We start from the raw sequence: 22,584 nt of genomic DNA, 5'->3' as shown, positions 1-22,584 counted from the left end.
CATGGGGTACGAGGCGGAGGCCGCGCTGCTGGGACGGCTCGCGGGCAGGCTGTCCGACGAGGCGGTCGCGATGACGTGGGGAGACCTGAACGCCGGGGAGACGGGCCTGGCGCACGCCGGGCTCGCCGGATGGCTGGAGGTCGAGCGCGTCGCGCTCACCCGCGAGGAGGCCGCGCTGTTCACCGGGGCGACCGGGCGGACCCCGCCGCTGGTGGCCGACGAACCCCCGCCCGGTTACACCTTCACCGCGCGCGGCGGCGCCGAACCACCCGAGCACGAGGAGCGGCTGCTCGCCTGGGCCGCGCGGCTGCCCGAGGTGCGGCAGGTGCTGCGGGCGTGGCGGGTGCCCGGACGTGGCGCCACCCAGCCCGCCGCGTGGGTCCACCTCGTCGTGGTCGACGCGGGGACGCCCCCGCACCACGTGGTCTTCCGGGAACCCGGAGTGCACGCGGTCGCCGAGGGGGAGGAACTGCCGCCGTACCTGGCCGCGGCGCTGGCCGCCGCCGAGCCGCTGCGGCAGGCCGGGGGCTGACCTCGTCCACGAGCGCCCCGAGGCGGTCGAGAGGGGCGACGCTCCTGCGGCGGGTGGGGCTCGGGAAGGCCGTCGGAAATCCGGTGGTGGGAGCGGCGCCGGTGCTGATAGCTTCTGCGCGACCGTGCTGCGAACCGAGGAGGTGGTACCCGTGAACGTCATGACGTGGTGCTCCCCTCAGGGGTCGCGGTAGGGCGGTAGGTCGTCCGGGAGCGCCGTTCGCAGGCACTCCCGAAAGGCACGACCATGATCAGGTTCACCTCCGAGCAGCCCCTCGACGGCGGTCTGCTCGAACGCGCGTTCACCCTCGACGGCGTTCCCGGCCTCCTGTGGACGTCCGCGACCGCCCCCGGAACCGCTCCCGCGACCACCCCGCCGATCCTGCTCGGCCACCCCGGCGGGCTGGACGGGATGCGTCCCCGGCTGCTGGAGCGGGCCCGGCAGTGCGTCGCGTCCGGGTTCGCCGCCGCCACCCTCGAACTGCCCGGCGCTGGCGACCGGCCCCGGCTGCCCGGCGTCGACCTGGCCCGCGCCGACCTGCGCCGCGCGCTGGAGGCCGGGGAGGCGGTGGGCGGCGACGTCGTCGACCGGCTCGTCCTCCCGCTGGTCGAGCTGGCCGTCCCCGAGTGGCGGGGGCTCGTCGACGGGCTGCTCGCGCTGCCCGGCGTCGGCGGACCGGTCGGGTACTCCGGTGGGTGATCTCGATCGGGGTGCGGTTGGCGGCCGTCGAACCCCGCATCGCGGCCGCGGTGCTGTTCGCCGGGAGCTACGTGCCCCGGAGCATCGTCGAGGAGGCCCGGCGGGTCTCGATCCCGCTGCTGGTCCTGCTCCAGTGGGACGACCGGTGGAACGACCGGGGGATGGCGCTCGACCTGTTCGACGCACTCGGGTCGACCGAGAAGACCCTGCACGCCAACACCGGCGGGCACACCGGGGTCCCCGCGTTCGAGGGGGATGACGTCGACCGGTTCTTCCGGCGGCACCTGGGGTGAGTCGCGGGGCCGGGGGCGCGCGCGTCCCCGGCCTCAGCCCTCCCGCGCCTCGCGCTCGACCATGCCCACCAGGGTCGCGACCAGCTCCTCGGCCGGGACGCCCCACTTCGCCTCCGACGGGTCGCCGTTGGCCTCCATGGTCGTGATGCCGTGCGCGCTGGTCAGCAGCAGGCCCGCGAACCGGGGCGCCTCGGCCCGGCCCACCAGGTCGGTGACGGCGGCCAGGAACTCCGCCTCCGCGCGGCCCGCCGCGGCCCGCGCCGCCCCGACCGCCGCCTCGTCGCCCGCCGGGTGGGCGAACATCAGGCGGTACAGGTGCGGTCGGCGCCTGCCGACGGCCATCAGGACGCCCAGCGCCCCGGTCAGCCTGGTCGCCGGGGAGCCCGCGCCGCCCGCGCGCACCGCCCCCGCCTCGGCGGCCAACCGGTCGAGGGCCTCGGCGGCGATCGTGGACAGCAGGCTGTCCTTGTCCGGGAAGTGCCGGTAGGGCGCCCCTCGGGTGACGCCCGCTCGGGCGCCCACCTCGCGCAGGGTGACCGCCTCGGGGCCGCCCTCGTCCAGCAGTCCGGCCGCCGCGTCCAGGAGGGCGCGTCGGGTCGCAGCAGCCGACTCGGCTCGGGTGACCATGACCCGAGCATACAGTTGACGCTGTCATCCGATTTGGCTACCGTCAACCGGGTGACAACGTCATCTGAAATGTCGTCCGGTGATCGCCCGCTCGCCGTCGTGACGGGCGCGTCCACCGGGATCGGCGCCGCCACCGCCCGCGAGCTGGCCGGGCGGGGGTTCCACGTGCTCGCCGGGGTGCGGCGGGAGCGGGACGGCGACGCGCTGCGCGGGTCCGGCGTCGAGCCGGTGCTGCTGGACATCACCCGTCCGGAGCAGGTCGCCGCGCTCGTTGACCGGATCGGGGGACGCGGGCTGCGGGCGCTGGTCAACAACGCCGCCGTGTCCGTCAACGCGCCCGTCGAGGCGCTGCCGCTCGACGCGTGGCGGGAGCTGTTCGAGGTCAACCTGTTCGGCCACGTCGCCGTCACCCAGGCGGTGCTGCCCGCGCTGCTGCGCGACGGCGGCGGGCGGGTGGTGAACATCAGCTCGGTCGGCGGCCGGGTCGCCATGGCCACGTACGGGCCGTACGCGGGGACCAAGTTCGCGCTGGAGGCCGTCAGCGACGCCCTCCGCCGCGAACTCGCGCCGCACGGGGTGCGGGTGGTGGTCGTGGAGCCCGGCGGGGTGCGCACCCGGATGGGCGACCGGGGGATCGCCACCACCAGGCGGCGGGCCGAGGGCATGTCCGACGAGCTGCGCGCCCGGTACGGGCCGCTGGTGGAGGCGGTCACCGCGCACACGGCCGCGCACCTCGAACGGGGGATCTCACCCGAGCGGGCGGCCTCGGTGGTGGCGAAGGCGGTCACGGCGCGCAAGCCCCGCACCCGGTACGCCGCCGGTCTCGACGCGGCCGTGCTCACCAGGCTGGCGCGGGTGCTGCCGGATCGCCTCCTGGACCGGGTCGCCGCCGCCAGCCTGCGGCCTTACTTCCCGGCGACCTGACTGGCGGGGTAGACCGCCGGGGCCTGACCAGCGAGGGCCTGACCAGCGGGTGGGCTGTCTGCCGGGCGGCTTGGCTGCCTGGTGGCTTGGCCGCCGGGCGGCCTGCTTGCCGAGCGACTTGGCTGCCGGGGGCTTGCCGAGCGACTTAACCGCCAAGCGTCCTGTCTGCTGACTGGCTTGTCTGCCAGGCGACCTGACCGCCATGCGGCCTACCTGCCGGGCCATCTGACCGTCGCTGCACGCCTCCGGCACCCTGACCGTCCCGCGCGCCCACCCCTCTGCCTCTGTCCCTGCCCTGCCCCCACACCGGGCTTTTCCGCGTCCCGCCTTCGGTGCCTCACCTGCGCCCGTTGCGGTCACCGGGTCGCGGGTTCGGTCGTGAGCGTCCCGGCCTCGGTGTCCAGGTGCCCGACCGGTCCCAGGGCCAGGGACAGCGGGGTGTCGCCGTGGCCCACGTCCAGACCGCCGAGCACCGGCGCGGACAGCGCGCCCAGGCGGTCCCGCAGCACGTCGAGCACGGTCCAGCCCCGGTCCTCGTAGTCCTCGAAGCCGGGGAACCGGCCCAGCGCCACGCCCCGCACGCCGCGCAGCGCGCCGGAGCGCATCAGCTGGGTGAGCTGCCGGTCCACCTGCCCCAGCCCGATGCCGCGCGGGGCCTCCAGGAACAGGATCGCGCCGTCCAGCGGCGGCAGCCCCGCGCCCACCGCGCCCGCCACCGTGCCCAGGTGCCCGCCACCGTGCCCAGGTGCCCGCCCAGCACCGGTCCCGAGGCGGCGCCGGGGAAGCCGACCGCCGCCGTCAGCGCCGCCGGGTCCCGGCGCAGGACCGCGCCCGCGCCCGTCAGCAGGGCGCGGGTGGACTCGGCGGAGCGCGCGCCGGACAGGAAGCCGTGCACGCCCGCGATCCGGCAGTTCCGCCACAGCGCCAGGTGCAGCGCGGTGATGTCGCTGAACCCCACCAGCGGTTTCGGGTCCGCGCGCACGGCGTCGTAGTCGACCAGGTCGACGATCCGGTACGCGCCCGCGCCGCCCCGCGTGGCGAACAGGGCGCGCACACCGGGGTCCCGGTACGCCTCGTTCAGGTCGGCCGCGCGGTCCTCGTCGCGGCCCGCGAGGAAGCCCCGGCGGTCCAGCGCGTGCGCGCCGACCTCCGGGACCAGGCCCCAGGACTCCGGCACGCGCGCGGACTCCGCGAGCAGCTCCTCGCTCGGGTAGCTGGCCGGGGAGACCAGGCGGACGCGGTCGCCCTCGGTCAGGCGCGGCGGGATCAGGGTGGTGGGCACGGGGGTGATCGTGGCAGCGGGAGGGGCGGTGGCTCCGGGCGTCCCGCAGCGCGGACGCGTGGACGCGGTGACCGGATTGCCGTCTGGCTCACCAGACCGGCGGTCCCCCGATCGGCAGACCCGTGCTCACCCCGTGCTGGCGCGCACCCGCAGCGAGGTCGGCAGCACGCGGGTGCTCGGCGGCTCACCTGCCAGCCTGGCCAGCAGCTCGCGCACGGCGGCCCGCCCGCCCTCCTCCATCGGCAGCGCGACCGTGGTCAGGCTCGGGTGGCACACCGCCGAGTACAGCAGGTCGTCGAACCCGACCACGGCCATCCGATCGGGGACGACCACCCCTCGTTCGCGCAAGCGCTCCAGCGCGCCGAGCGCCATCAGGTCGTTGTACGCGACCAGCGCCGTCACCCCCGCGCTCAGCGCCTCGTCCGCGCCCAGCTCACCCCCGGTGAACGAGGGCGGGAACGGCCCGAGCGCGCGCAGCTCCACCCCGTGCTCGCCCGCCGCCACCCGCAACCCGGCGAGCCGCTCCCCGTTGGACCACGCCTCGTCCGGCCCGGCCAGGTAGGCGCACCGCCGGTGCCCGAGCAGCGCCAACCGCGCCACCGCCGCCTCCGCGCCGGAGCGGCTGTCCATCAGCACCGCCGACACGCCGGGCAGCGGCCGGTTGAGCAGCACCGTCGTGCGCAGGGCCACCAGCTCGGCCAGCTCGCTGCCGCTGGTCAGCGGCGAGCACAGCACCAGCCCGTCCACCTGGGGCGCGAGCGACCGCACCAGCGCGGCCTCCTGCCGCGCGGAACCCCCGCTGTCGCAGAAGAACACCGACCGCCCGGACTCGCGCGCGCTCGCCTGCGCGCCGCGCATGACGCCGGGGTAGAACGGGTTGCCCAGGTCGGGCACGACGATGCCGAGGTTGCCGGTCCGCCCGGTGATGAGGCTGCGGGCGGCCGGGTTCGGCTGGTACCCGAGCCGGTGGGCGACCTCCAGCACGCGCACCCTGGTCTCCGCGCGCACCAGCTCGGGCGCGGTGAGCGCCCGCGACACCGTGGACACCGACACCTGCGCCTGCCGCGCGACGTCGCGGATGGTGACCGGGCGGGTGGTGACCGGCATGGCAGAGAGGATCGGTCGGCGCTGCGGCGACGTCAAGATCGGACCTGCGGCCCTCCGCCGCGCGGGGGAGCGGCGGAGGGGCGGGTGGGGGGGTCAGTACTCCGGTTCGGGGGAGTGGGGGCTGAGCCGCTTCTTGATGTAGATGGTGCAGTAGCCCATGCCGATGACGCCGCGCTCCTGGAGCGAGGCCAGCTCGCGGCCGACGGTGCCGGGGGCGGCGCCGATGGCGGCGGCGAGGTCGGCCTGGGTGAGGCCCAGGTCGAGCATGACGCCCTCCGGGGTGGGCACGCCGCTCACGACCTGCTGGCGGCCGAGGAAGGCGACGAGCCTGCCTCGGACGTCCATCGTGGAGTGCGCGAGGTGCATGTCCCGGACGCGGAGCTCGTTCGCCAGCACGGCGAGCGCGGTGCGGGTGACCTCGCGTCGGTACTCGACGAAGTCGGTGAACCGCTCGCGCGGCACGGCGAGCGCGCGGGTCGGCTTGGTCGCGGTGTAGGTGATGTGGGCGGGGCTCCTCAGCAGCGCGTCGGCGGTGCCGGGGGCGTCACCGGGGAAGAAGAGGGTGATGAGCATCGGCGGGCTGTCGGGCAGCGCGGTCCGCGTCGCCTTCACCACGCCGCCGGTCAGCAGGTAGACGGCGGGGTGGTCGTCGCCCTGCGGGATGAGCGTCTCCCCCCTGCCGAACGAGGTGGGCCTGCCGAACCGCTGCAGGTGCGACCGGTCGCGGGGGGACAGCTGGTCGAGGAGGCTGCCGGGCCTGCGGGGCGAGGCCCCTCCGCGCGTCGTCGCGGAGGGGCCGGGGGCGGAGGGGCCGAGGGCGCGCGTCACGCCATCACCCCGGTGAGCACGAGGAGGATCGGCGGGAGCCCGGCGACCAGGCTCGTGACCGCGATCAGCGTGCGACCCAGTGCGTTGGGCACCCTGGCGGACAGCAGCCACACGATGAACGCGGTGAACACCAGGTAGAGGATGATCAGCGCGGCGAAAATGATCAACGCTGGGTAGCTAGGCAACAATCTGCCCACCCTTCCGTGTCTCTTGGCGAGTTCGGGTGAAACTTTTGAGTGAAAGGTGACGAGCGGAAGCGACTGGTAGTGGTCGATTCCACCTATCGAGACTAGATGTACGTCTCAGGCGTGGGAAGAGCGTTCCGCAGCCACCGTTCATCCGAATTCGACAAAAGCCGCTGTTGTGCGGACTGGGGCGCTACCGAGGGTCGCAAGTCAGGTCCGTATGGAGGACGGTGGCACTACTGCATACGCGGTGCCGCTGAAAACTGTTCACGAAAAAACTGGACCCGAATGCAACTTTTGCTGGAAAGCAGTACGGTGGTCCAGGCCATAATCATGGTCGCGGAAGCTCCGTGTCTCTTGGCGAGTTCGGGATTCCCGCAGGTAGATGGGGAGGTGGGCTCGGGGGTGGTAGCCCGCGCCCACCTTCTGCCTTTAGGGTGATCTGGGCCACTCTCACGCGCCGGGTCGGTCGGGACTTTACTTTAAAGTAACTCCAAGTGACCGCCGTGTGGCGGGCGTCGCGTTATGGGTGATACGCATCACAACTCTGCGTGTCGCAGAAAAGTGAATTAGCCGTACGGCTGTCCGCCTTTGTGGCGTCTTCGATCCGGGGGGGCATGTGCCCAGGTCGTGAGGTTTTCAAAAAACCTTTTCATGTTTTTTGAGGCACGTTTGGCCATTTCCGCATTCTTGCGGCCATTCAGTCGCCCTCGTGGGGAATCTTCGCGTTAGCGGTGCTGTTAGCGCTGCCCCAACGCCTTCCCGAGGGCTGGCACGCCGGAAGTAGCCGGTCCTACCCTGCTGGCCCGCCGACGAAAGGGGCCCGTCATGATCCGGACCTTCGCGCTCGCCCTCGTCTCCGCCTTCGGGCTCAGCTTGGTCGCCACCGGGACCGCCAGTGCCTGCAGCTGCTTCCCCGGCACCATCGGCGAGCACTTCGACCGGGCCGACGAGGTGTTCGTCGGGACCGTGGTGCGGGCCGGGCGGGACTTCGGGGACAGCGACGACCCCTACGACGACCGGTCCGTCTACCGGGTGAAGGTCAGCGTCCCGCTCAAGGGGGACGTCGGGGCCTGGGTGAACGTGGTCACCGCGACCGACAGCGCCCAGTGCGGGCTGTGGCTCCAGGTCGGCAAGCGGTACCTGGTGTTCGGGGCCGAGGGGGAGCGGGCCAACGAGGTCGAGGCCAACCTGTGCGGGGGGACCCAGCCCGTGTGACCCCGTACCGCGTGACACCACTGCGTGACCCGGCCGTGTGACCCCCGGAAGAACGAAGCGGGGCCGGGCCGGGGGATCAGTCCCCCGGCCCGGCCCCGCCCCGGTTCAGTACTGCGGGCCTGACGGCTCGTGCGAGTACTCCTCCTCGTCGCGGTCCACCAGGTCCTCGCGGTCCGCCAGCTCCTCCGTCGCGCTCAACGGCCTCGACTCGTCCACCGCGCCCAGCGCCTCCAGCTTCGCCCCGTCGGCGTCGATGAACTCGTCCACGGTCGGCTCACCCGGTTCAACAGACATGCCACCCGACTACCCGCCGGACCCCTGCCCGACACCCCAAGCCCGACACCCCAGGCCCAACACCTCAAGCCCAACCCCCTCAGCTCAGCGCAGGCAGCAGCTCCTTCTCCGCGAAGTCCAGGAACTCCTCCTGCTGCTCCCCGCCCACCTGGATCAGCGCCAGATCCGTGAACCCCGCGTCCCGGAACCGCGCCACCGCCTCCACGATCGCCCCCACGTCCGGCCCGCACGGCATCCCCGCCGCCACGTCCTCCGGCCGCACCGCCTGCGTCGCCGCCGCGAACCCGGTCGGGCCGGGCAGCTCCGCGTTCACCTTCCACCCGCCCGCGAACCACCGGAACTGCTCGTGCGCCCGCCGCACCGCCGCCTCCCGGTCCGGGTCCCAGCAGATCGGCAGCTGCCCGACCTTCCGCCCGCCCCCGCCCTGGAACGTGTCCCACCCGCGCACCAGGTCCGCGTCCGGCTCCACCGCCACCATCACGTCCGCCAGCGGCGCGAAGGCCTGCACCGACTGCGACCCCGACACCGCGACCGCGATCGGCACCCGCTTCTCCGGCAGGTCCCACAGCTTCGCCGAGTCCACCCGGAAGTGCTGCCCCGCGTAGTCCGAGTACCCGCCGTCGAACAGCTTGACGATGATCTCCAGCGCCTCGCGCAGCATCTCGTGCCGCACGTTCACCGGCGGCCACCCCTGCCCGACCACGTGCTCGTTCAGGTTCTCGCCCGCGCCGAGCCCCAGGGTGAACCGGTCGTCCGACAGCAGCTGCACCGTCGCCGCCTTCTGGGCGACCACGGCCGGGTGGTAGCGCATGGTCGGGCAGGTCACGTACGTCATCAGCTCGACCCGCTCGGTGACCTGCGCGACCGCGCCCAGCACGCTCCACGCGTACGGCGCGTGCCCCTGCTCGGCCAGCCACGGCGAGAAGTGGTCGCTGATCACCTCGAAGTCGAACCCGGCCGCCTCGGCCCGCGCCGCGTGCCGGACCAGGTCCTTCGGACCCGCCTGCTCGGTCATCAGGGTGTAGCCGATCCGCATGGGAGTTTCCTTCCGGGGGTGGGACGTCCGCGGGGTGTGGTTGCCCTGGTCGGGAGGGGGTTAACCGCGCGGGAGCGCGCTCGTCCGAGCCGGAGGGCCCGCCGCTCACCTCATCGGGCCGCGCTCACACCGCCCGCGCCATGACCACCCGCGTCGCCGGGTCGAGCCCGTGCGCGGCCTCGCGCGCCACCAGCTCCCGCAGCCCCGGCCCCGGCTCCGCCACCTCCGCGAACCCCAGCCGCCGGTAGTACGGCGCGTTCCACGGCACGTCCCGGAACGTCGTCAGCGTCACCGCCGCCAGCCCTTCGCCGCGCGCCCACCCCGCCACGTGGTCCAGCAGCGCCGCCCCCAGCCGCTCACCGGCGCGCTCGGGGGTCGTGCACACCTGCTCCACGTGCGCCCCGCCGTCCACCACCGCGACCGCGACCCACGCCACCGGCTCCGGGTCCACCAGCACCCACGCGCGCAGCGACGCCAGCACGTCCACCGACATCGGCTCGTCGTCCGCGATCTCCGGCATCCCGACCGCGCGGAACGCCTCACCGCCGCGCGCCTCGATCGCGCGCAGCGCGGGGAAGTCCTCGGGAGCGGCCACCCTGATCAGCACACCGCCGATCCTCAGTCCTGCGCCAGCTCCCGCTCAACCGATTTCCCGAGCGCCACCAGCAGCTTCGCCGCCAGCTCGCCCAGCTCCTCGTCCGACGACCCGGCGCAGTCCAGCTCCAGCTGCACCACGCTCCCGCTGACCCCGGCCAGCTCCGCGCGCAGCCGCGCCCCCGGACCGCCCTCGGCCAGCGGCTCCCAGGTCAGCTCCAACCGGTCGAAGTCGGCGAGCACCCGGAACTGGCGCGGGCGCCCGGCCACCGACACGATCAGCACGTCCCCGTTGACCCCGACCACGGCCAGCGGTTCCGGCAGCCACTCGGCGAGCCTCGGCGGTTCGGCCGCCGCCGCGAACACCAGGTCCGGCAGCGCCCCCACCTCACCGCGCACCAGCACGTGCTCACCCCGCTCGGAAGACGATTCTTCTTCAGGTCCCGGACTTCTGCTCTGGTACCCGTGGAGCGGGCGCGGAAACGGGCCGTCCGGACGCCGCAGAGGCGACGTCCGGGTAGTGCGGGAACAACCGGTCCAGGTCGGTGCGCACGAACACCCGGCGCACGTGCGGCGGCACGGCGGCCAGCCGCAGCCAGCCGCCCTCCCGCTGCGCCCGCGCCCGCGTGCGCACCAGCACGCTCATCGCCTGCGCCCCGCAGAACGACACCCCGGACATGTCCAGCACCACCCGGTCGCGGCCCTCCGCGATCAGCCGGTCCAGCTTCTCCAGCACCTTCCTGGCACCCGTGAGGTCCAGCTCCCCGGCCACGTCCACCACCGCGCACCCGGTGCGGTGGGACTCGACCGACAACGCCAGCATCCCTGTTTCCCCTTCACGCCACTACGACCAACCCGTCATCCCCACCCACCACCGCCCGCTCCAGCAGCAGGCCCTCCTTGGTGGACCACGGGCATATCTCGACCACGTCCCGCGCGAGCGCGGCCATCAGCGCCTCGGCGACCGCCGCGCCCGCCGCGGACTGCTCCGCGCGGTGCCGCGAGATCCCCGGCAGCCTGGCCCGCTTGCTCGCGGGCATCCCCGCCAGCCTCGGCGACCACCGCCGCAGGTCCTCCAGCCACAGCGCGCGCCGCACCAGCGGCCCCTCGTGCTGCGGCCGGGCCCCGGACAGCCTCGCCAACTGCTGGAACACCTTCGAGCAGCCCACCGCCCGGTGGCCCGCCGCGTCCAACCCGGCCAGCTCCGCGCGCAGCCGCCGGTCCAGCTCCCGCCTGTCCACGCCGCCGCGCGTCACGGTGCGCGCGCCCAGCGGGAACGAGCGGGTGTACGACGGCGCCGCGTCCGAACCCGCCGCCACCTCCACCGTCCCGCCGCCCACGTCCAGCACCAGCAGCGGCCCGGCCGCGAAGCCGAACCAGTTCCTGGCCGCCACGTAGGCCAGCCGCGCCTCCTCCTCGCCGGGCAGCACCCGCACGTCGACGCCGGTGCGCTTGCGCACCTCGGCGAGCACCTCGCGGGCGTTCGCGGCGTCCCGGATCACCGAGGTCGCGAACGCCGCCGGGTCGGACACCCCGGCCTGCCGCGCCGCCGAGGCGGCCGATCGCACCGCCGCGCACACGGCGGCCACTCCCTCCGGGCCGATCCTGCGGTCGCGCGTGAGCGCGCGGTCCAGCCGCAGTCGGGTCTTGTGCGAGAGCACCGGGTTCAGGGGTGATCCCTCGACCACCACCAAGTGGGCGCTGAAGCACCCGATGTCCAGTACTGCCGCTCTTCCGGGTCGCCCGGCCACCGCACCTCCCCTGGCTGCACGAGAGCGGGGGCGGGGTTCCCACTCGTACAGGTGGTTAAACCACAAATTGAGTGAGGTTCGCTCGGCTAGAGCAATACCCGCAGTGGTATTCCATGCGAAGGCCTCACACTTGCGGGCTAAGGCGACCCTAACAGCGCGGGGACTCTGCGTGGTGGAATCGCCCCCGTGGTGTGTCACACGTGCGGGGGAGTTCGGGGAGGTGCGCTTTCCCGCCCGGCGGGTGCGGCGCACGCTCGGGTGCGGGGAGCCGCCCGCGTGCGACGCGGGCGGCCCCCGTTCGACCGGCGGAGTTCGTTGCGGCGCAAGGGAAAGCGGGCGGCGGGGGAGCGGGCCGGTGGGCGCGGCCGGTCGCGGGTCGGGCGCGGTGCGGCGGTCGCGGTGGTCGCCGGGGAACCCGTGCTGGTCGTCGCGGAGCGGTGGTGGGCGCGGGTCCGAGCGGCCCGGCTCGCGGCGGCGGGCGGTGGTCCGGCGGCGCGCACGCGCGTGGACCGGCCCAGCGCAGAACGATTCGGTCTCGCATCGCCGGGCGTCCGCCTGGTGGGACGCGCGGGAAGGCGCTTGCCGGGGCGCCACGACCCGCCGCGAACGGACGGTGGTGGCGGGACTCACACCGACGATCTTGAGCGTCCGGCGGGCGCTCCCGCCGACCGGGCGGAGCCCAGGGCTCAGGCGCCCGAGCCCTCCGCGAGCTCGGCCCACACGACCTTGCCGGACGAGGTCAGGTCCGTGCCCCACGCGCTGCTCAGCTCGCGCACGATGATCAACCCGCGACCGCGCGCCGAACCGACCTCCACCGGGCGCGGTTCGGGCAGCTTCCGGGAGGTGTCCGCCACCGCGATGCGCAGGCCGGACGCGGTGCGGGTCAGGGTCAGGGTCAGCGGGCCGCTCGCGTGGTCGACGCCGTTCGACACCAGCTCGGTGACCACCAGCGCCGCGTCGTCCTGCAGGTCGTCGGACAGCCCCCAGGTCCGCGCGGACTCGCCCACGACCCGGCGCGCGCGCGCCGAGGAGCCGCTCTCCGCGGGCAGGGTGACCGCCACCGGCACCACAGGCTCGTTCCGCACAATACGCTCCCGTTGATCGGCCGTAGCGGCATCGTCGCACACCTGCCTCCTCGCCCACCCAGTGGTCGCGCCCCTAGGGTCGGTGCTGCACGATCTGTGGCGGCACGAACCTCGTGCGGGAAGGCGCGGTGCGATGGACTTGCGGGTGCGCGGTGAGGAACGCGGCGACTGGAGGGTGGTCGTCGTGACCGGCGAACTGGACGCCGACACGGTTCCGGTGTTGTCGGACCACCTGGAGGAGACACCGGCTCGGCGGATCGTGGTCGATCTCGCCGGGGTGACCTTCATGGACACCACCGGGTTGTCGCTGGTGCTGGACTGGCACCGCAGGCTGGTGGACACCGGCGCGGGCGACTTCCGGCTGGCCTCGCTGCAGCCGTCGGTGCACAAGCTGTTCCGGCTCACCGAGCTGGTCGACGTGATGCGCATCCACGACTCCGTGGACGAGGCGCTGGCCTGAGGCGGGCGCGGTGGGGGCGGCGCCGGGGACACCGGCGCCGCCGCCCCCGTCAGTCCTGCTCCACCCCCAGGTAGAACGCGATCAACCGCAGCAGGTGGTCGGTGTCCACCGGCTTGGTCACGTAGTCCGTCGCGCCCGACGCCAGCGACTTCTCCCGGTCGCCCTTCATCGCCTTCGCCGTCACCGCGATCACCGGCAGGTCCTCGTAGCGGGCCATCGCCCGGATCGCCGACATCGTCGCGTTGCCGTCCAGCTCCGGCATCATGATGTCCATCAGCACCAGCGTCACGTCGTCGTACTGCTCCAGCGCGCGCACCCCGGTGATCCCGTTGTCCGCGTAGATCACCTGGAGCCCGTGCAGCTCCAGCACGCTGGTCAGCGCGAACACGTTGCGCAGGTCGTCGTCGACGATCAGCACCTTCTCGCCGTGGAACCGCATCGGCGCGGGCGGCAGCTCGGCGGGCGCCACCACGGCCTCCGCCGGTTCGTCCACCGGGGTCAGCAGCTCCGGCAGCGCCTCCGGCTGCGGCCGGACGTCCACCAGGCTCTGGTCGCCCAGCGGCAGGTAGAGGGTGAACGTCGAGCCGAAGCCCGGTTCGCTGCGCACGTCCAGCCTGCCCTCCAGCAGCGCCGACAGCTCCCGGCTGATCGACAGGCCCAGGCCCGTCCCGCCGTACTTGCGGCTCGTGGTCCCGTCGGCCTGCTGGAACGCCTCGAAGATCACCGACAGCTTCTCCGCCGGGATGCCGATGCCGGTGTCCTGCACGTCGAACGCCACGCTCGGCCCGGCCGTGCGGATGCGCAGCCGGATTTCACCTTCGTGGGTGAACTTGACCGCGTTGGACAGCAGGTTGCGCAGGATCTGCTGGAGCCGGTGCTCGTCGGTGTGCAGCGTGGACGGCACGTCCGGCTGCACCGACACGTCGAAGTCCAGGCCCTTCTCGGCGGCCAGCGGCAGGGTCAGCGACTCCACGTACCCCACCACGTCCGACACCCGCACCGGGTCGGTCTGCACCTGCATGTGCCCGGACTCGACCTTGGTCAGGTCCAGGATGTCGTCGATCAGCTGGAGCAGGTCCGTGCCGGAGGAGTGGATCGTGCGGGCGAACTCCACCTGCTTCGGGTTGAGGTTCCCGTCCAGGTTGTCGGTCAGCAGCTTCGCCAGGATCAGCAGGCTGTTCAGCGGCGTGCGCAGCTCGTGCGACATGTTCGCCATGAACTCCGACTTGTACTTCGAGGCCGACGACAGCTGCCGCGCCCGGTCCTCCAGCTCCACCGAGCCCGCCCGCAGCTCCTCGGTCAGCCGCTGCGACTCCACCAGCAGGCTGTCCGTGCGCGCGTTGGCCTGCATGGTGTTCACGTTGACGCCGATGTTCTCCTTGAGCTGGTCCAGCAGGTCCAGGTGGCTGTGCCCGAACTCGCCGAACGAGGCCAGCTCGATCACGCCCAGCGCCTCGCCCTGGAACATCACCGGCACGATCACGATGCTCGCGGGCGTCGCCGCGCCCAGCCCCGAGCCGATCTCCAGGTAGCCGCGCGGCACGGACGAGACCACGACGGTCTTGCGGTCCGCCGCGACCTGCCCGACCAGCCCCTCGCCGAGCTGGAACCGCTTGGGCCGACCGCCCGCGCGCCGCCCGTAGGTCGCGGTCAGCTCCAGCGCCCCGGACTCCTCGTCGACCAGGTAGAACGCGCCGTGCTGCGCCCCCACCAGCGGGGTCAGCTCGCTCATCACCAGGCGCGCCAGCGCGTCCAGGTCCCGGTGGCCCTGCATCAGGCCGGACAGCCGGGCCAGGTTCGTCTTGAGCCAGTCCTGCTCGCGGTTCGCGCGGGTGGTCTCCTTGAGGTTGGAGATCATCCGGTTGATGTTGTCCTTCAGCTCGGCGACCTCGCCCGAGGCGTCGACGGTGACCTGCCTGGTCAGGTCGCCCTCGGTCACCGCCGTGGCCACCACCGCGATCGCGCGCACCTGCGTGGTCAGGTTGCCCGCCAGCTGGTTCACGCTCTCGGTGAGCTTCTGCCAGGTGCCGGACACCCCGTCGACCTCGGCCTGGCCGCCGAGCTTGCCCTCGGTGCCGACCTCCTTCGCCACGCGGGTGACCTCGTCGGCGAACGAGGAGAGCTGGTCGACCATCGTGTTGATGGTGGTCTTGAGCTCCAGGATCTCGCCGCGCGCGTCCACGTCGATCTTGCGGGTGAGGTCGCCGCGCGCCACCGCCGTGGTCACCTGCGCGATGTTGCGGACCTGGCTGGTGAGGTTGTTCGCCATGAAGTTGACGTTCTCGGTCAGGTCCTTCCAGGTGCCCGCCACGCCGGGGACGCGGGCCTGGCCGCCGAGTCGCCCGTCGGTGCCGACCTCGCGGGCGACGCGGGTGACCTCGTCGGCGAACGCGGACAGCGTGTCGACCATGCGGTTGATCGTGTCGGCCAGCGCGGCGATCTCGCCCTTGGCCTCCACGGTGATCTTCTTGGACAGGTCGCCGCCCGCGACCGCCGTGGACACCAGCGCGATCGACCGCACCTGGCTGGACAGGTTGTCCGCCATGACGTTGACGTTGTCGGTGAGGTCCTTCCAGGTCCCGGCGACGCCGGGGACGCGGGCCTGGCCGCCGAGTCGGCCGTCGGTGCCGACCTCGCGGGCGACGCGGGTGACCTCGTCGGCGAACGACGAGAGCTGGTCGACCATCGTGTTGATGGTGCTCTTGAGCTCCAGGATCTCGCCGCGCGCGTCGACGGTGATCTTCTGGGACAGGTCGCCGCCCGCCACCGCCGTGGTCACCTGGGCGATCGAGCGCACCTGCGCGGTGAGGTTGTTCGCCATGAAGTTCACGCTGTCGGTGAGGTCGCGCCAGGTCCCGGCGACGCCCGGCACCTGCGCCTGGCCGCCGAGGCGGCCGTCGGTGCCGACCTCGCGCGCCACGCGGGTCACCTCGTCCGCGAACGAGGAGAGCTGGTCGACCATCGTGTTGAGGGTCTCCTTGAGCTCCAGGATCTCCCCGCGCGCGGTCACCGTGATCTTCTGCGACAGGTCGCCGCGCGCCACCGCCGTCGCCACGCCCGCGATGTTGCGGACCTGGCTGGTGAGGTTGCCCGCCATGAAGTTCACGCTGTCGGTGAGGTCGCGCCACGTCCCGCCGACGCCCGGCACCTGCGCCTGCCCGCCGAGCCTGCCGTCGCTGCCCACCTCGCGGGCCACGCGGGTCACCTCGGCGGCGAACGAGGACAGCTGGTCGACCATCGTGTTGATCGTGGTCTTGAGCTGGAGGATCTCGCCGCGCGCGTCCACGTCGATCTTCTGCGACAGGTCGCCCTGCGCCACCGCCGTGGTCACCTGCGCGATGTTGCGGACCTGGCTGGTCAGGTTGCCCGCCATCGAGTTCACGCTCTCGGTGAGCTTCTGCCAGGTCCCCGAGACGCCCTCGACCTCGGCCTGGCCGCCGAGCTTGCCCTCGGTGCCGACCTCGCGGGCGACGCGCGTGACCTCGTCGGCGAACGAGGAGAGCTGGTCGACCATCGTGTTGAGGGTGTTCTTCAGCTCCAGGATCTCGCCGCGCGCGTCGACGGTGATCTTCTGGGACAGGTCGCCGCGCGCCACGGCCGTCGCCACCTGGGCGATGTTGCGCACCTGGGCGGTCAGGTTGCCCGCCATGAAGTTGACGTTGTCGGTCAGGTCCTTCCAGGTCCCCGCGACCCCGGACACCTGCGCCTGGCCGCCGAGGCGGCCGTCCGTGCCGACCTCGCGGGCCACGCGCGTCACCTCGTCGGCGAACGAGGAGAGCTGGTCGACCATGGTGTTCATGGTCTCCTTCAGCTCCAGCATCTCGCCCGCGACGGTGATGGTGATCTTCTGGGACAGGTCGCCCTGCGCCACCGCCGTCGCCACCTGGGCGATGTCGCGGACCTGCGCGGTCAGGTTGCCCGACATGAAGTTGACGTTGTCGGTCAGGTCCTTCCAGGTCCCGGCCACCCCCGGCACCACGGCCTGACCGCCGAGGCGGCCGTCCGTGCCGATCTCGCGCGCCACGCGGGTCACCTCGCCCGCGAACGTGCGCAGCGTCGACGTCATCGAGTCGAAGCTGTCGACCAGCGCGGCCAGCTCGCCCCGCGAGCTCACGGTCAGCTCCTGCGACAGGTCGCCGCGCGCCACCGCCGCCAGCACCCGGCTCAGCTCGGTCGTGGGTGCGCTCAGGTCGTCGATCAGCCCGTTCACCGAGTCGGTCGCCATCGCCCAGCCGCCGGGGCCGCCCGCGCCGGGGCTGAGCCGCTCGCCGAGCCTGCCCTCCTGGCCGACGGACTGCCGCACCCGAACCAGTTCGCCCACGAGCGCCTGGTTGCGCTCGGCGATCTCGTTGAACACGGTGGCCACCTCGGCGAACCTGCTGCCGAACGGCACCACCAGGCGGCGGCGGAAGTTCCCGTCGCGCATCTCCCTCAGTGCGGCCAGCAGCCGGTCCAGGGTCACGTCCGTGTCGTCCCGAGCGGTCGTCACTCCAGCCTCCGAATGTCCAGCGGGTCCCGCGCTTCGCAGCAGTGCGGGGCCGCGCGCCGGTGCGCCCTGGTCCCGCGCTGGGGCTCAGCGGGTTTGCTCCTTGCCTGTGGCCGCAGCCTCTGTGGGCAAGCCTGCCACTGTCCGACCGGCCGCGTGCCGGTGCGGTCCGATAAGTTGGGGACAGACCCGACACACAGGAGCCGGAGATGGCCCAGGGGTATTGGCGCGGGGCCGGACAGGGGCCCGCCGCGAGTGCCGAGGGGGGCGGTCAGGAGGGCACGGCGGAGGGCTTCACCCCGGAGAACTGGCGCCTGCTCGTCGGCGGACTCCACGAGGCCGTCGTCGTGCTCGACCCGGAAGGCGTCGTGCGCCTGGCCAACCCCCCGGCCGAGGCGCTGTTCCCGGACGCCCGCGTCGGCGCCGCCGCCGCGCCCGGAGGGCGGTCCCGGCAGCTCGGCGACGGGTGGGTCGCGCACTACCGGACGCCCGACGACCTCCTCGACGGAGTGGCGCGGCGGCTCGACGGGGTGATCGACCGGGACGCCGCGCTGCGGGCGGTGGTCGAACTCGCGCCCGCGGTTCACGCGGTCGTGGTGGTGCCGGGGCAGCGCGGGCGGCTGGAGTGGTGGCGGCGGTCCCCCGGCGGGGACGTGGTGGTGAGCCGGGGCACCCGGCAGGTCGCCGAGGGCGCGCCGGGGCTGACGGACGTGCTGGACGGGGTGCGGGACAGCGCCGAGCTGGTGGAGCCGGGCGACGCGCCGTGGGGGCTGCCCTCGGGCGAGGCCCCCAAGGCGACCGCCGTGCCGCTCACGCCGGGTGCGGCGCTGGTGTGCTTCGGGCCGTCCGGGGACGCGGAGCTGCTGCGCCGGTTCGCCGAGCGGGCGACGGCCGCGATCGCGGTGGGGGAGCGGTTCGGGGAGCAGCGGCGGACCGTGGACGCGCTGCGCGCGGGGCTGCTGCCGACCCCGCTGCCGCAGGTCGCGGGGGCGCGGCTGGCGCAGGTGTTCGAGCCCGCGCACCGGGCGACGATGATCGGCGGGGACTTCTACGACGTCCACCCGAGGGAGGACGGGAGCGCGGCGTTCGCGCTGGGGGACGTGGCGGGCAACGGGGTCGAGGCGGCGGTGCACAGCGGGCGGGTGCGGCAGAGCCTGCACACGCTGCTGCTGGTGGAGCAGCGGCCCGCGCAGTTGCTGCACCTGCTGAACACGGCGCTGCGGGCGGCGGGGAGCCGGTTGTTCACCACGATCGTGGTGGGGACGTTCGTCCCGGTGCAGGCCGGGGGGTTGCGGATGACGCTCGCGGCCGGTGGGCACCCGTCGCCGCTGGTGCTGCGGACCGGGGGACGGGTGGACGAGATCGCGGTGCGCGGGGGGATCGTGGGGGTGCTGCCCGAGGTCCGGTTCAGCCAGGCCACGGTGACGTTGTCACCGGGGGAGACGCTGCTGCTGTACAGCGACGGGGTGACGGAGGCCCGGTCTCGGGGGGATCGGGCGGAGCTGTTCGGGGACGAGCGGTTGTCCGAGGCGCTGGCCGGGTGCGCGGGGCTCGGGGCCGAGGAGATCGCGGAGCGGTTGCGGGGGGTCGTGTTCGAGTGGTTGGGGGACGCGGAGCACGACGACCTGACGTTGCTGGTGGTGCAGGCGGAGGGGTGAGCGGCAGGCGGGCCGGACGCCACCCGGCCCGCCGGGAAAACGGCGGTGACCGATCTATTCGGCCGACCGGCCGCGCCGCGGATCGAGCGTGAAGATCAATTAATCGGCTGCTTCGGGAACGCGCGTCGCCGTGCGGTGATGGGAACACGTTTGTAACCTGACACGAAATTCGACAGCAGGCGCTCAGGTTTTCCGGCCGGCTGAAAATCGTCAAATCCGGACAGAAGTTCGTCGAACAGCGTCTTCACGGTCACCCTGGCCACGCTGTGGCCGACACAGTAGTGAGGACCGATTCCGAAGGCCAGGTGCTTGTTCGGCTTCCTGCGGATGTCGAACGTCGACCCGTTCGCGAACTCCGCGTCGTCCCGGTTCGCCGAGCCCAGCCACACCACCACCGCCTCGCCCTCCCTGACCAGCGTCCCCCGCAGCTCCACGTCGCGGGTCGCGTAGCGCAGCATGTGGTTGACCGGCGACGCCCAGCGCAGCGCCTCCTCGACGCCGCTCGCGCCGACCTCGGCGAGGTTCCGCGACCAGTCCGGGAGCACGTCCGTGCCGATGAACTCGGCGAACACGAAGTTCGGGGCGTGCGGGGTGGTCACGTTGGCGCCCAGCAGCAGGCTGTAGCAGTTCGCGACCACCTCGCTGGGCGACATGAACCGGCCGTCGAACCTGGTGGTCAGCAGCACGCTGAGCAGGTCGTCGCCGAGCTGGTCGCGGCGGAAGGTCACCAGGTCCTGGAAGTAGACGAACAGCTCGCGGTGCGCGGTGGTGAGCGTGGCCTCCTTGCCGTCGGCGACCTGGAAGTCCGGGTCGTCCGCCGCCACGCACGCCGAGGTCAAATCGCTCAGCCACGCCCAGTCCGACTCGGGCAGGCCGATCATCGTCCCGGTCACCGACATCGGCAGCAGCCGCATCGCCTCGGCCAGGTCGAACGCGCCGCCGTCCGCCAGCGGTTCGAGCAGCCGCACCACCAGGTCGCGGATCATCTCCCGCTGCTTGTCCACCGAGCGGATGGCCAGCGCCTTCTTCAACCTGGCCTGCATCCTGGTGTGCCGTGGCGGGTCGGTGACCACCAGCTGCTGGCCGGAGGCCGGGTCGTCCACGCCCAGCAGCTCCAGCATGGTGCCGCGCTCCGAGGTGAACAGTTCGGGGTGGCGCAGGACGTGGTCGGTCTCGGCGAACGTCACCACCGACCAGTAGCCCCGCCGCTCGTCCACCTGGCTCCAGCTCAGCGAGTCCAGCGCGCGCAACCGCGCCCACTCCGCGTGCGGGTCGCCGGTCGTGTAGAGCCTCGGGTCGATCAGGTCCGGGCGGCCCCCGTGGTGCACCGGGCAGCCCGTCACGCCGTGAACCGTCATGCGCGCGTTCCTCTCATCGCACGACCGGGTGGTCGAGGAGGCGGGCACTCGGGCGCGCGGGCACGCCGCCGCCGCGGGGCCCGCCCGCTGCGCCGGTCGTGGTAGCGCTGAATCGCCCGAAGTGTCGGAGAAAAATAGTCCGGTTGGACCGCGAAGATCCGTCTGAAATGGTCAAACCCGGATTTCGATCGAGTGAAGCACGGGCCTTCGCGACGTGTCAAGAAGTTTCCGAAGTGGCCCGAGGAGTGGTTCTGCAAATCACCGAAGAGGCTTGCTTGACCGCTCTTCCAATGGGGGTTAGCTTTCGAACTCGAAAGGCTTGAACTGGGGCTTGAACTGGGGCTTTGAACATCCGCTGTTCTGTTGGACGCCGTGCTGCCCAAAGCGGGTCGGCGGTGATTTGTCGTGTCGGTTTTCCGCCGTTCCGCTGAAGTTCGCGGGGGAGTGCTGCTCGCATGTCCGCTGTCCGAGACCACACCTGGTACCACGCCACACCCGCCCAGCAGGGCATCTGGATCCTCGACCGGATCGAGCGGCTCAGGCCCACCTACCTGATCCCCTCGGTCATCGAGTTCACCGGGCCCGTCGACCACGCCGCGCTGGTCGACTCGGTCGAGCGCGTCCTGGCCAGGCACCCCGCGCTGCGCTCGCGGTTCCGCCTCAACACCACCAGCCTCCGCGTCGAGTACCGCACGGACGGCGAGCCCGCCGAGGTCGGCCTCATCGACGCCCGCGCCGAGGGCTGGACCGAGGACGAGCTCGCCAGGCTCGTCGAGGCGCTCTGCTACACCCCGTTCGAGCTCGACGACGAGCCGCCCGCCCGAGCCGAGGTGATCAAGCTCGACGGGGGGACCACGCTGCTGGTGCTCACCGTGCACCACATCGTCTTCGACGCGACGTCCCGGCGGATCGTGCTCGACGAGGTCGGCGCGCTCTACCGCGACGGCCCCGACGCGCCGCTGCCCGACCGGCCGCACCCGGCCGACCTGCTCGTCGCCCCGCCCGCCGCCGACCTGGCGGAGCGGATCGCCGACGCGGTGGAGCGCCTGCGCGGCGCGCCCACCACCGTCGACCTGCCCTACGACCGCGCCCCCGACGACGAGCTGTCCATGCTCGGCTCGCTGCGGGGCGCCGACCTGGACGCCGCCACCACCGAGGGCGTGCTGCGCGCGTCCGCCGAGGAGGGCTGCACCCCGTTCATGACCGGGGTGGCCCTGCTCGCGGGCGCGCTGGCCCGCCGGGGCGCCCAGCGGGACTTCCTGTTCTCCGTGGTGTGGCCCGGCCGCGACGACCCGGCCTCCGCCGAGGCCGTCGGCATGTTCATGACCACCCTGGTGCTGCGCGTCGCGCTGGACGCGTCGACCACCTGGCGCGATCTGCTGGGCGTCGCGCGCACCGCGTGCCTGGAGACGTTCGTCGACGCGGACGTTCCGCTGGACGCGCTGGCCTCGGAGCTGGACCCGGACCGGGACGTGGGCAGGCTGCCGATGACCCCGGTCCTGGTCAACCTCGCCGAGGTGCCCGCGCCGATCCGGCTCGCGCCCGGCGTCACCGGCCGCTACCGGCCGCTGGAACCCCAGTACAGCAAGTGGGACCTCGCGCTGTTCGTGCACGTCGACGAGAGCGTCGGGGACACCGGGAGCGCCGGGGACGCGGGGAGTGCCGGGAACCCCGGCAGCCCCGGACCGGGCGCCCGTCTGCGGCTGTCGCTGGACCACCCGACCGACCTGTTCACCGAGTCCACGGTCGACGCCCTGCTCGCCGCACTGCGGCGGTGCGCGCACGACCTGGCCCGTTCACCGGAGGAAGCCGTGCTCGAACCCGCTCGCGAGACCCGCGACCTGACCGACCCCGCCGCGCGCCTCGACCTCGTGCGCTCGGTGTGGGCGGAGGTCCTCGGCCACGACACCTTCGGCGACGACACCAGCTTCTTCGACGCGGGCGGCGACTCGCTGCGCCTGGTCGTGCTGGTGGAGCGCCTGCGCGAGCTGTCCGGCCGCGCCGTGCGCACGGCCGACCTGTTCCGCGCGGGCACCGCGAGGGGCCACGCCGAACTGCTCACCGACGAGGCCGCCGCCAGCACCCAGCGGCCCGCGCGGGCTGGTGGCCGCGACCGGCTGCTCGGCGCCGTCCGCGACCGGCGCCCGAGCTGATCGGGGACGGCGGC

The 22,584-nt window shown here is 73.0% G+C and carries 21 protein-coding genes and 1 pseudogene; 7 read left to right on the top strand and 15 right to left on the bottom strand.

Annotation, left to right across the window (positions count from 1 at the left end; all coding sequences use genetic code 11):
- Position 1: 1 nt before the first annotated feature.
- Positions 2–532 (top strand): hypothetical protein, encoded by a 531-nt coding sequence (locus LV78_RS33625; protein ID WP_253850018.1) that lies wholly within the window; start codon positions 2–4, stop codon positions 530–532.
- A gap of 249 nt (positions 533–781) precedes the next feature.
- Positions 782–1,524: pseudogene (locus LV78_RS33620) on the top strand (dienelactone hydrolase family protein).
- A gap of 33 nt (positions 1,525–1,557) precedes the next feature.
- Here the strand turns inward: LV78_RS33620 and LV78_RS33615 are convergent.
- A complete protein-coding gene (locus LV78_RS33615) occupies positions 1,558–2,151 on the bottom strand; it encodes a TetR/AcrR family transcriptional regulator (RefSeq protein ID WP_253850017.1) in 594 nt (197 codons plus the stop codon).
- A 51-nt stretch (positions 2,152–2,202) separates the two neighbouring features.
- Here LV78_RS33615 and LV78_RS33610 point away from each other — a divergent pair, with 51 nt between their 5' ends.
- Entirely contained in the window at positions 2,203–3,075 is an 873-nt protein-coding gene (locus LV78_RS33610; RefSeq protein ID WP_253850016.1) for an SDR family oxidoreductase, read from the top strand.
- A 356-nt stretch (positions 3,076–3,431) separates the two neighbouring features.
- Here LV78_RS33610 and LV78_RS33605 read toward each other — a convergent pair whose 3' ends face one another.
- From LV78_RS33605 to LV78_RS33585, 5 genes are all read right to left on the bottom strand, one after another.
- The gene (locus LV78_RS33605) at positions 3,432–3,779 is read right to left on the bottom strand and encodes a hypothetical protein (protein WP_253850015.1); all 348 of its coding nucleotides are present in this window, start codon (positions 3,777–3,779) and stop codon (positions 3,432–3,434) included.
- Positions 3,680–4,357, bottom strand: a complete 678-nt coding sequence (locus LV78_RS33600; RefSeq protein ID WP_253850014.1) for a S66 peptidase family protein — start codon at positions 4,355–4,357, stop codon at positions 3,680–3,682. Before LV78_RS33600 ends, LV78_RS33605 begins: the two co-directional genes overlap by 100 nt.
- Before the next feature lie 126 nt (positions 4,358–4,483).
- Complete coding sequence (locus LV78_RS33595; RefSeq protein ID WP_253850013.1) at positions 4,484–5,464, bottom strand: LacI family DNA-binding transcriptional regulator; 981 nt, start codon at positions 5,462–5,464, stop codon at positions 4,484–4,486.
- A 93-nt stretch (positions 5,465–5,557) separates the two neighbouring features.
- The gene (locus LV78_RS33590) at positions 5,558–6,292 is read right to left on the bottom strand and encodes a Crp/Fnr family transcriptional regulator (RefSeq protein WP_253850012.1); all 735 of its coding nucleotides are present in this window, start codon (positions 6,290–6,292) and stop codon (positions 5,558–5,560) included.
- Positions 6,289–6,459 (bottom strand): hypothetical protein, encoded by a 171-nt coding sequence (locus tag LV78_RS33585; protein ID WP_253850011.1) that lies wholly within the window; start codon positions 6,457–6,459, stop codon positions 6,289–6,291. Before LV78_RS33585 ends, LV78_RS33590 begins: the two co-directional genes overlap by 4 nt.
- A gap of 846 nt (positions 6,460–7,305) precedes the next feature.
- On the opposite strand from LV78_RS33585, the gene LV78_RS33580 reads away from it, so the two are divergent.
- On the top strand, positions 7,306–7,695 hold the full coding sequence (locus tag LV78_RS33580; protein WP_253850010.1) for a hypothetical protein: 390 nt from the start codon (positions 7,306–7,308) through the stop codon (positions 7,693–7,695).
- A gap of 105 nt (positions 7,696–7,800) precedes the next feature.
- On the opposite strand, the gene LV78_RS33575 is transcribed toward LV78_RS33580, so the two are convergent.
- From LV78_RS33575 to LV78_RS33545, 7 genes are all read right to left on the bottom strand, one after another.
- Positions 7,801–7,989 (bottom strand): hypothetical protein, encoded by a 189-nt coding sequence (locus LV78_RS33575; protein WP_253850009.1) that lies wholly within the window; start codon positions 7,987–7,989, stop codon positions 7,801–7,803.
- A 79-nt stretch (positions 7,990–8,068) separates the two neighbouring features.
- On the bottom strand, positions 8,069–9,025 hold the full coding sequence (locus tag LV78_RS33570) for an LLM class F420-dependent oxidoreductase (RefSeq protein WP_253850008.1): 957 nt from the start codon (positions 9,023–9,025) through the stop codon (positions 8,069–8,071).
- Between the two features lie 124 nt (positions 9,026–9,149).
- The gene (locus LV78_RS33565) at positions 9,150–9,632 is read right to left on the bottom strand and encodes a GNAT family N-acetyltransferase (RefSeq protein ID WP_372495014.1); all 483 of its coding nucleotides are present in this window, start codon (positions 9,630–9,632) and stop codon (positions 9,150–9,152) included.
- 11 nt (positions 9,633–9,643) lie between these two features.
- Positions 9,644–10,024: a hypothetical protein gene (locus LV78_RS33560; protein WP_253850007.1), complete on the bottom strand. Its 381-nt coding sequence runs from the start codon at positions 10,022–10,024 to the stop codon at positions 9,644–9,646.
- A 31-nt stretch (positions 10,025–10,055) separates the two neighbouring features.
- Entirely contained in the window at positions 10,056–10,442 is a 387-nt protein-coding gene (locus LV78_RS33555; protein ID WP_096496005.1) for an STAS domain-containing protein, read from the bottom strand.
- 13 nt (positions 10,443–10,455) lie between these two features.
- Positions 10,456–11,370 (bottom strand): Ppx/GppA phosphatase family protein, encoded by a 915-nt coding sequence (locus LV78_RS33550; RefSeq protein ID WP_253850006.1) that lies wholly within the window; start codon positions 11,368–11,370, stop codon positions 10,456–10,458.
- Positions 11,371–12,056: 686 nt separating this feature from the next.
- Positions 12,057–12,455, bottom strand: a complete 399-nt coding sequence (locus LV78_RS33545; RefSeq protein ID WP_253850005.1) for an ATP-binding protein — start codon at positions 12,453–12,455, stop codon at positions 12,057–12,059.
- Between the two features lie 145 nt (positions 12,456–12,600).
- Between LV78_RS33545 and LV78_RS33540 the strand changes: the two genes are divergently transcribed.
- Positions 12,601–12,915, top strand: coding sequence for an STAS domain-containing protein (locus LV78_RS33540; RefSeq protein ID WP_253850004.1), 315 nt, complete (start codon positions 12,601–12,603; stop codon positions 12,913–12,915).
- 49 nt (positions 12,916–12,964) lie between these two features.
- Here the strand turns inward: LV78_RS33540 and LV78_RS33535 are convergent, their stop codons facing one another.
- Entirely contained in the window at positions 12,965–17,404 is a 4,440-nt protein-coding gene (locus LV78_RS33535; protein WP_253850003.1) for a HAMP domain-containing protein, read from the bottom strand.
- Between the two features lie 206 nt (positions 17,405–17,610).
- Between LV78_RS33535 and LV78_RS33530 the strand changes: the two genes are divergently transcribed.
- A complete protein-coding gene (locus LV78_RS33530) occupies positions 17,611–19,059 on the top strand; it encodes a PP2C family protein-serine/threonine phosphatase (RefSeq protein ID WP_253850002.1) in 1,449 nt (482 codons plus the stop codon).
- Positions 19,060–19,154: 95 nt separating this feature from the next.
- Here LV78_RS33530 and LV78_RS33525 read toward each other — a convergent pair whose 3' ends face one another.
- Complete coding sequence (locus tag LV78_RS33525; protein ID WP_253850001.1) at positions 19,155–20,417, bottom strand: cytochrome P450; 1,263 nt, start codon at positions 20,415–20,417, stop codon at positions 19,155–19,157.
- 455 nt (positions 20,418–20,872) lie between these two features.
- Between LV78_RS33525 and LV78_RS33520 the strand changes: the two genes are divergently transcribed.
- On the top strand, positions 20,873–22,570 hold the full coding sequence (locus tag LV78_RS33520; protein ID WP_253850000.1) for a condensation domain-containing protein: 1,698 nt from the start codon (positions 20,873–20,875) through the stop codon (positions 22,568–22,570).
- Positions 22,571–22,584 lie beyond the last annotated feature (14 nt).

Source organism: Actinosynnema pretiosum (assembly GCF_024171695.1).
GTDB lineage: Bacteria > Actinomycetota > Actinomycetes > Mycobacteriales > Pseudonocardiaceae > Actinosynnema > Actinosynnema pretiosum.
This window is presented reverse-complemented; position numbering and strand designations above follow the sequence as displayed.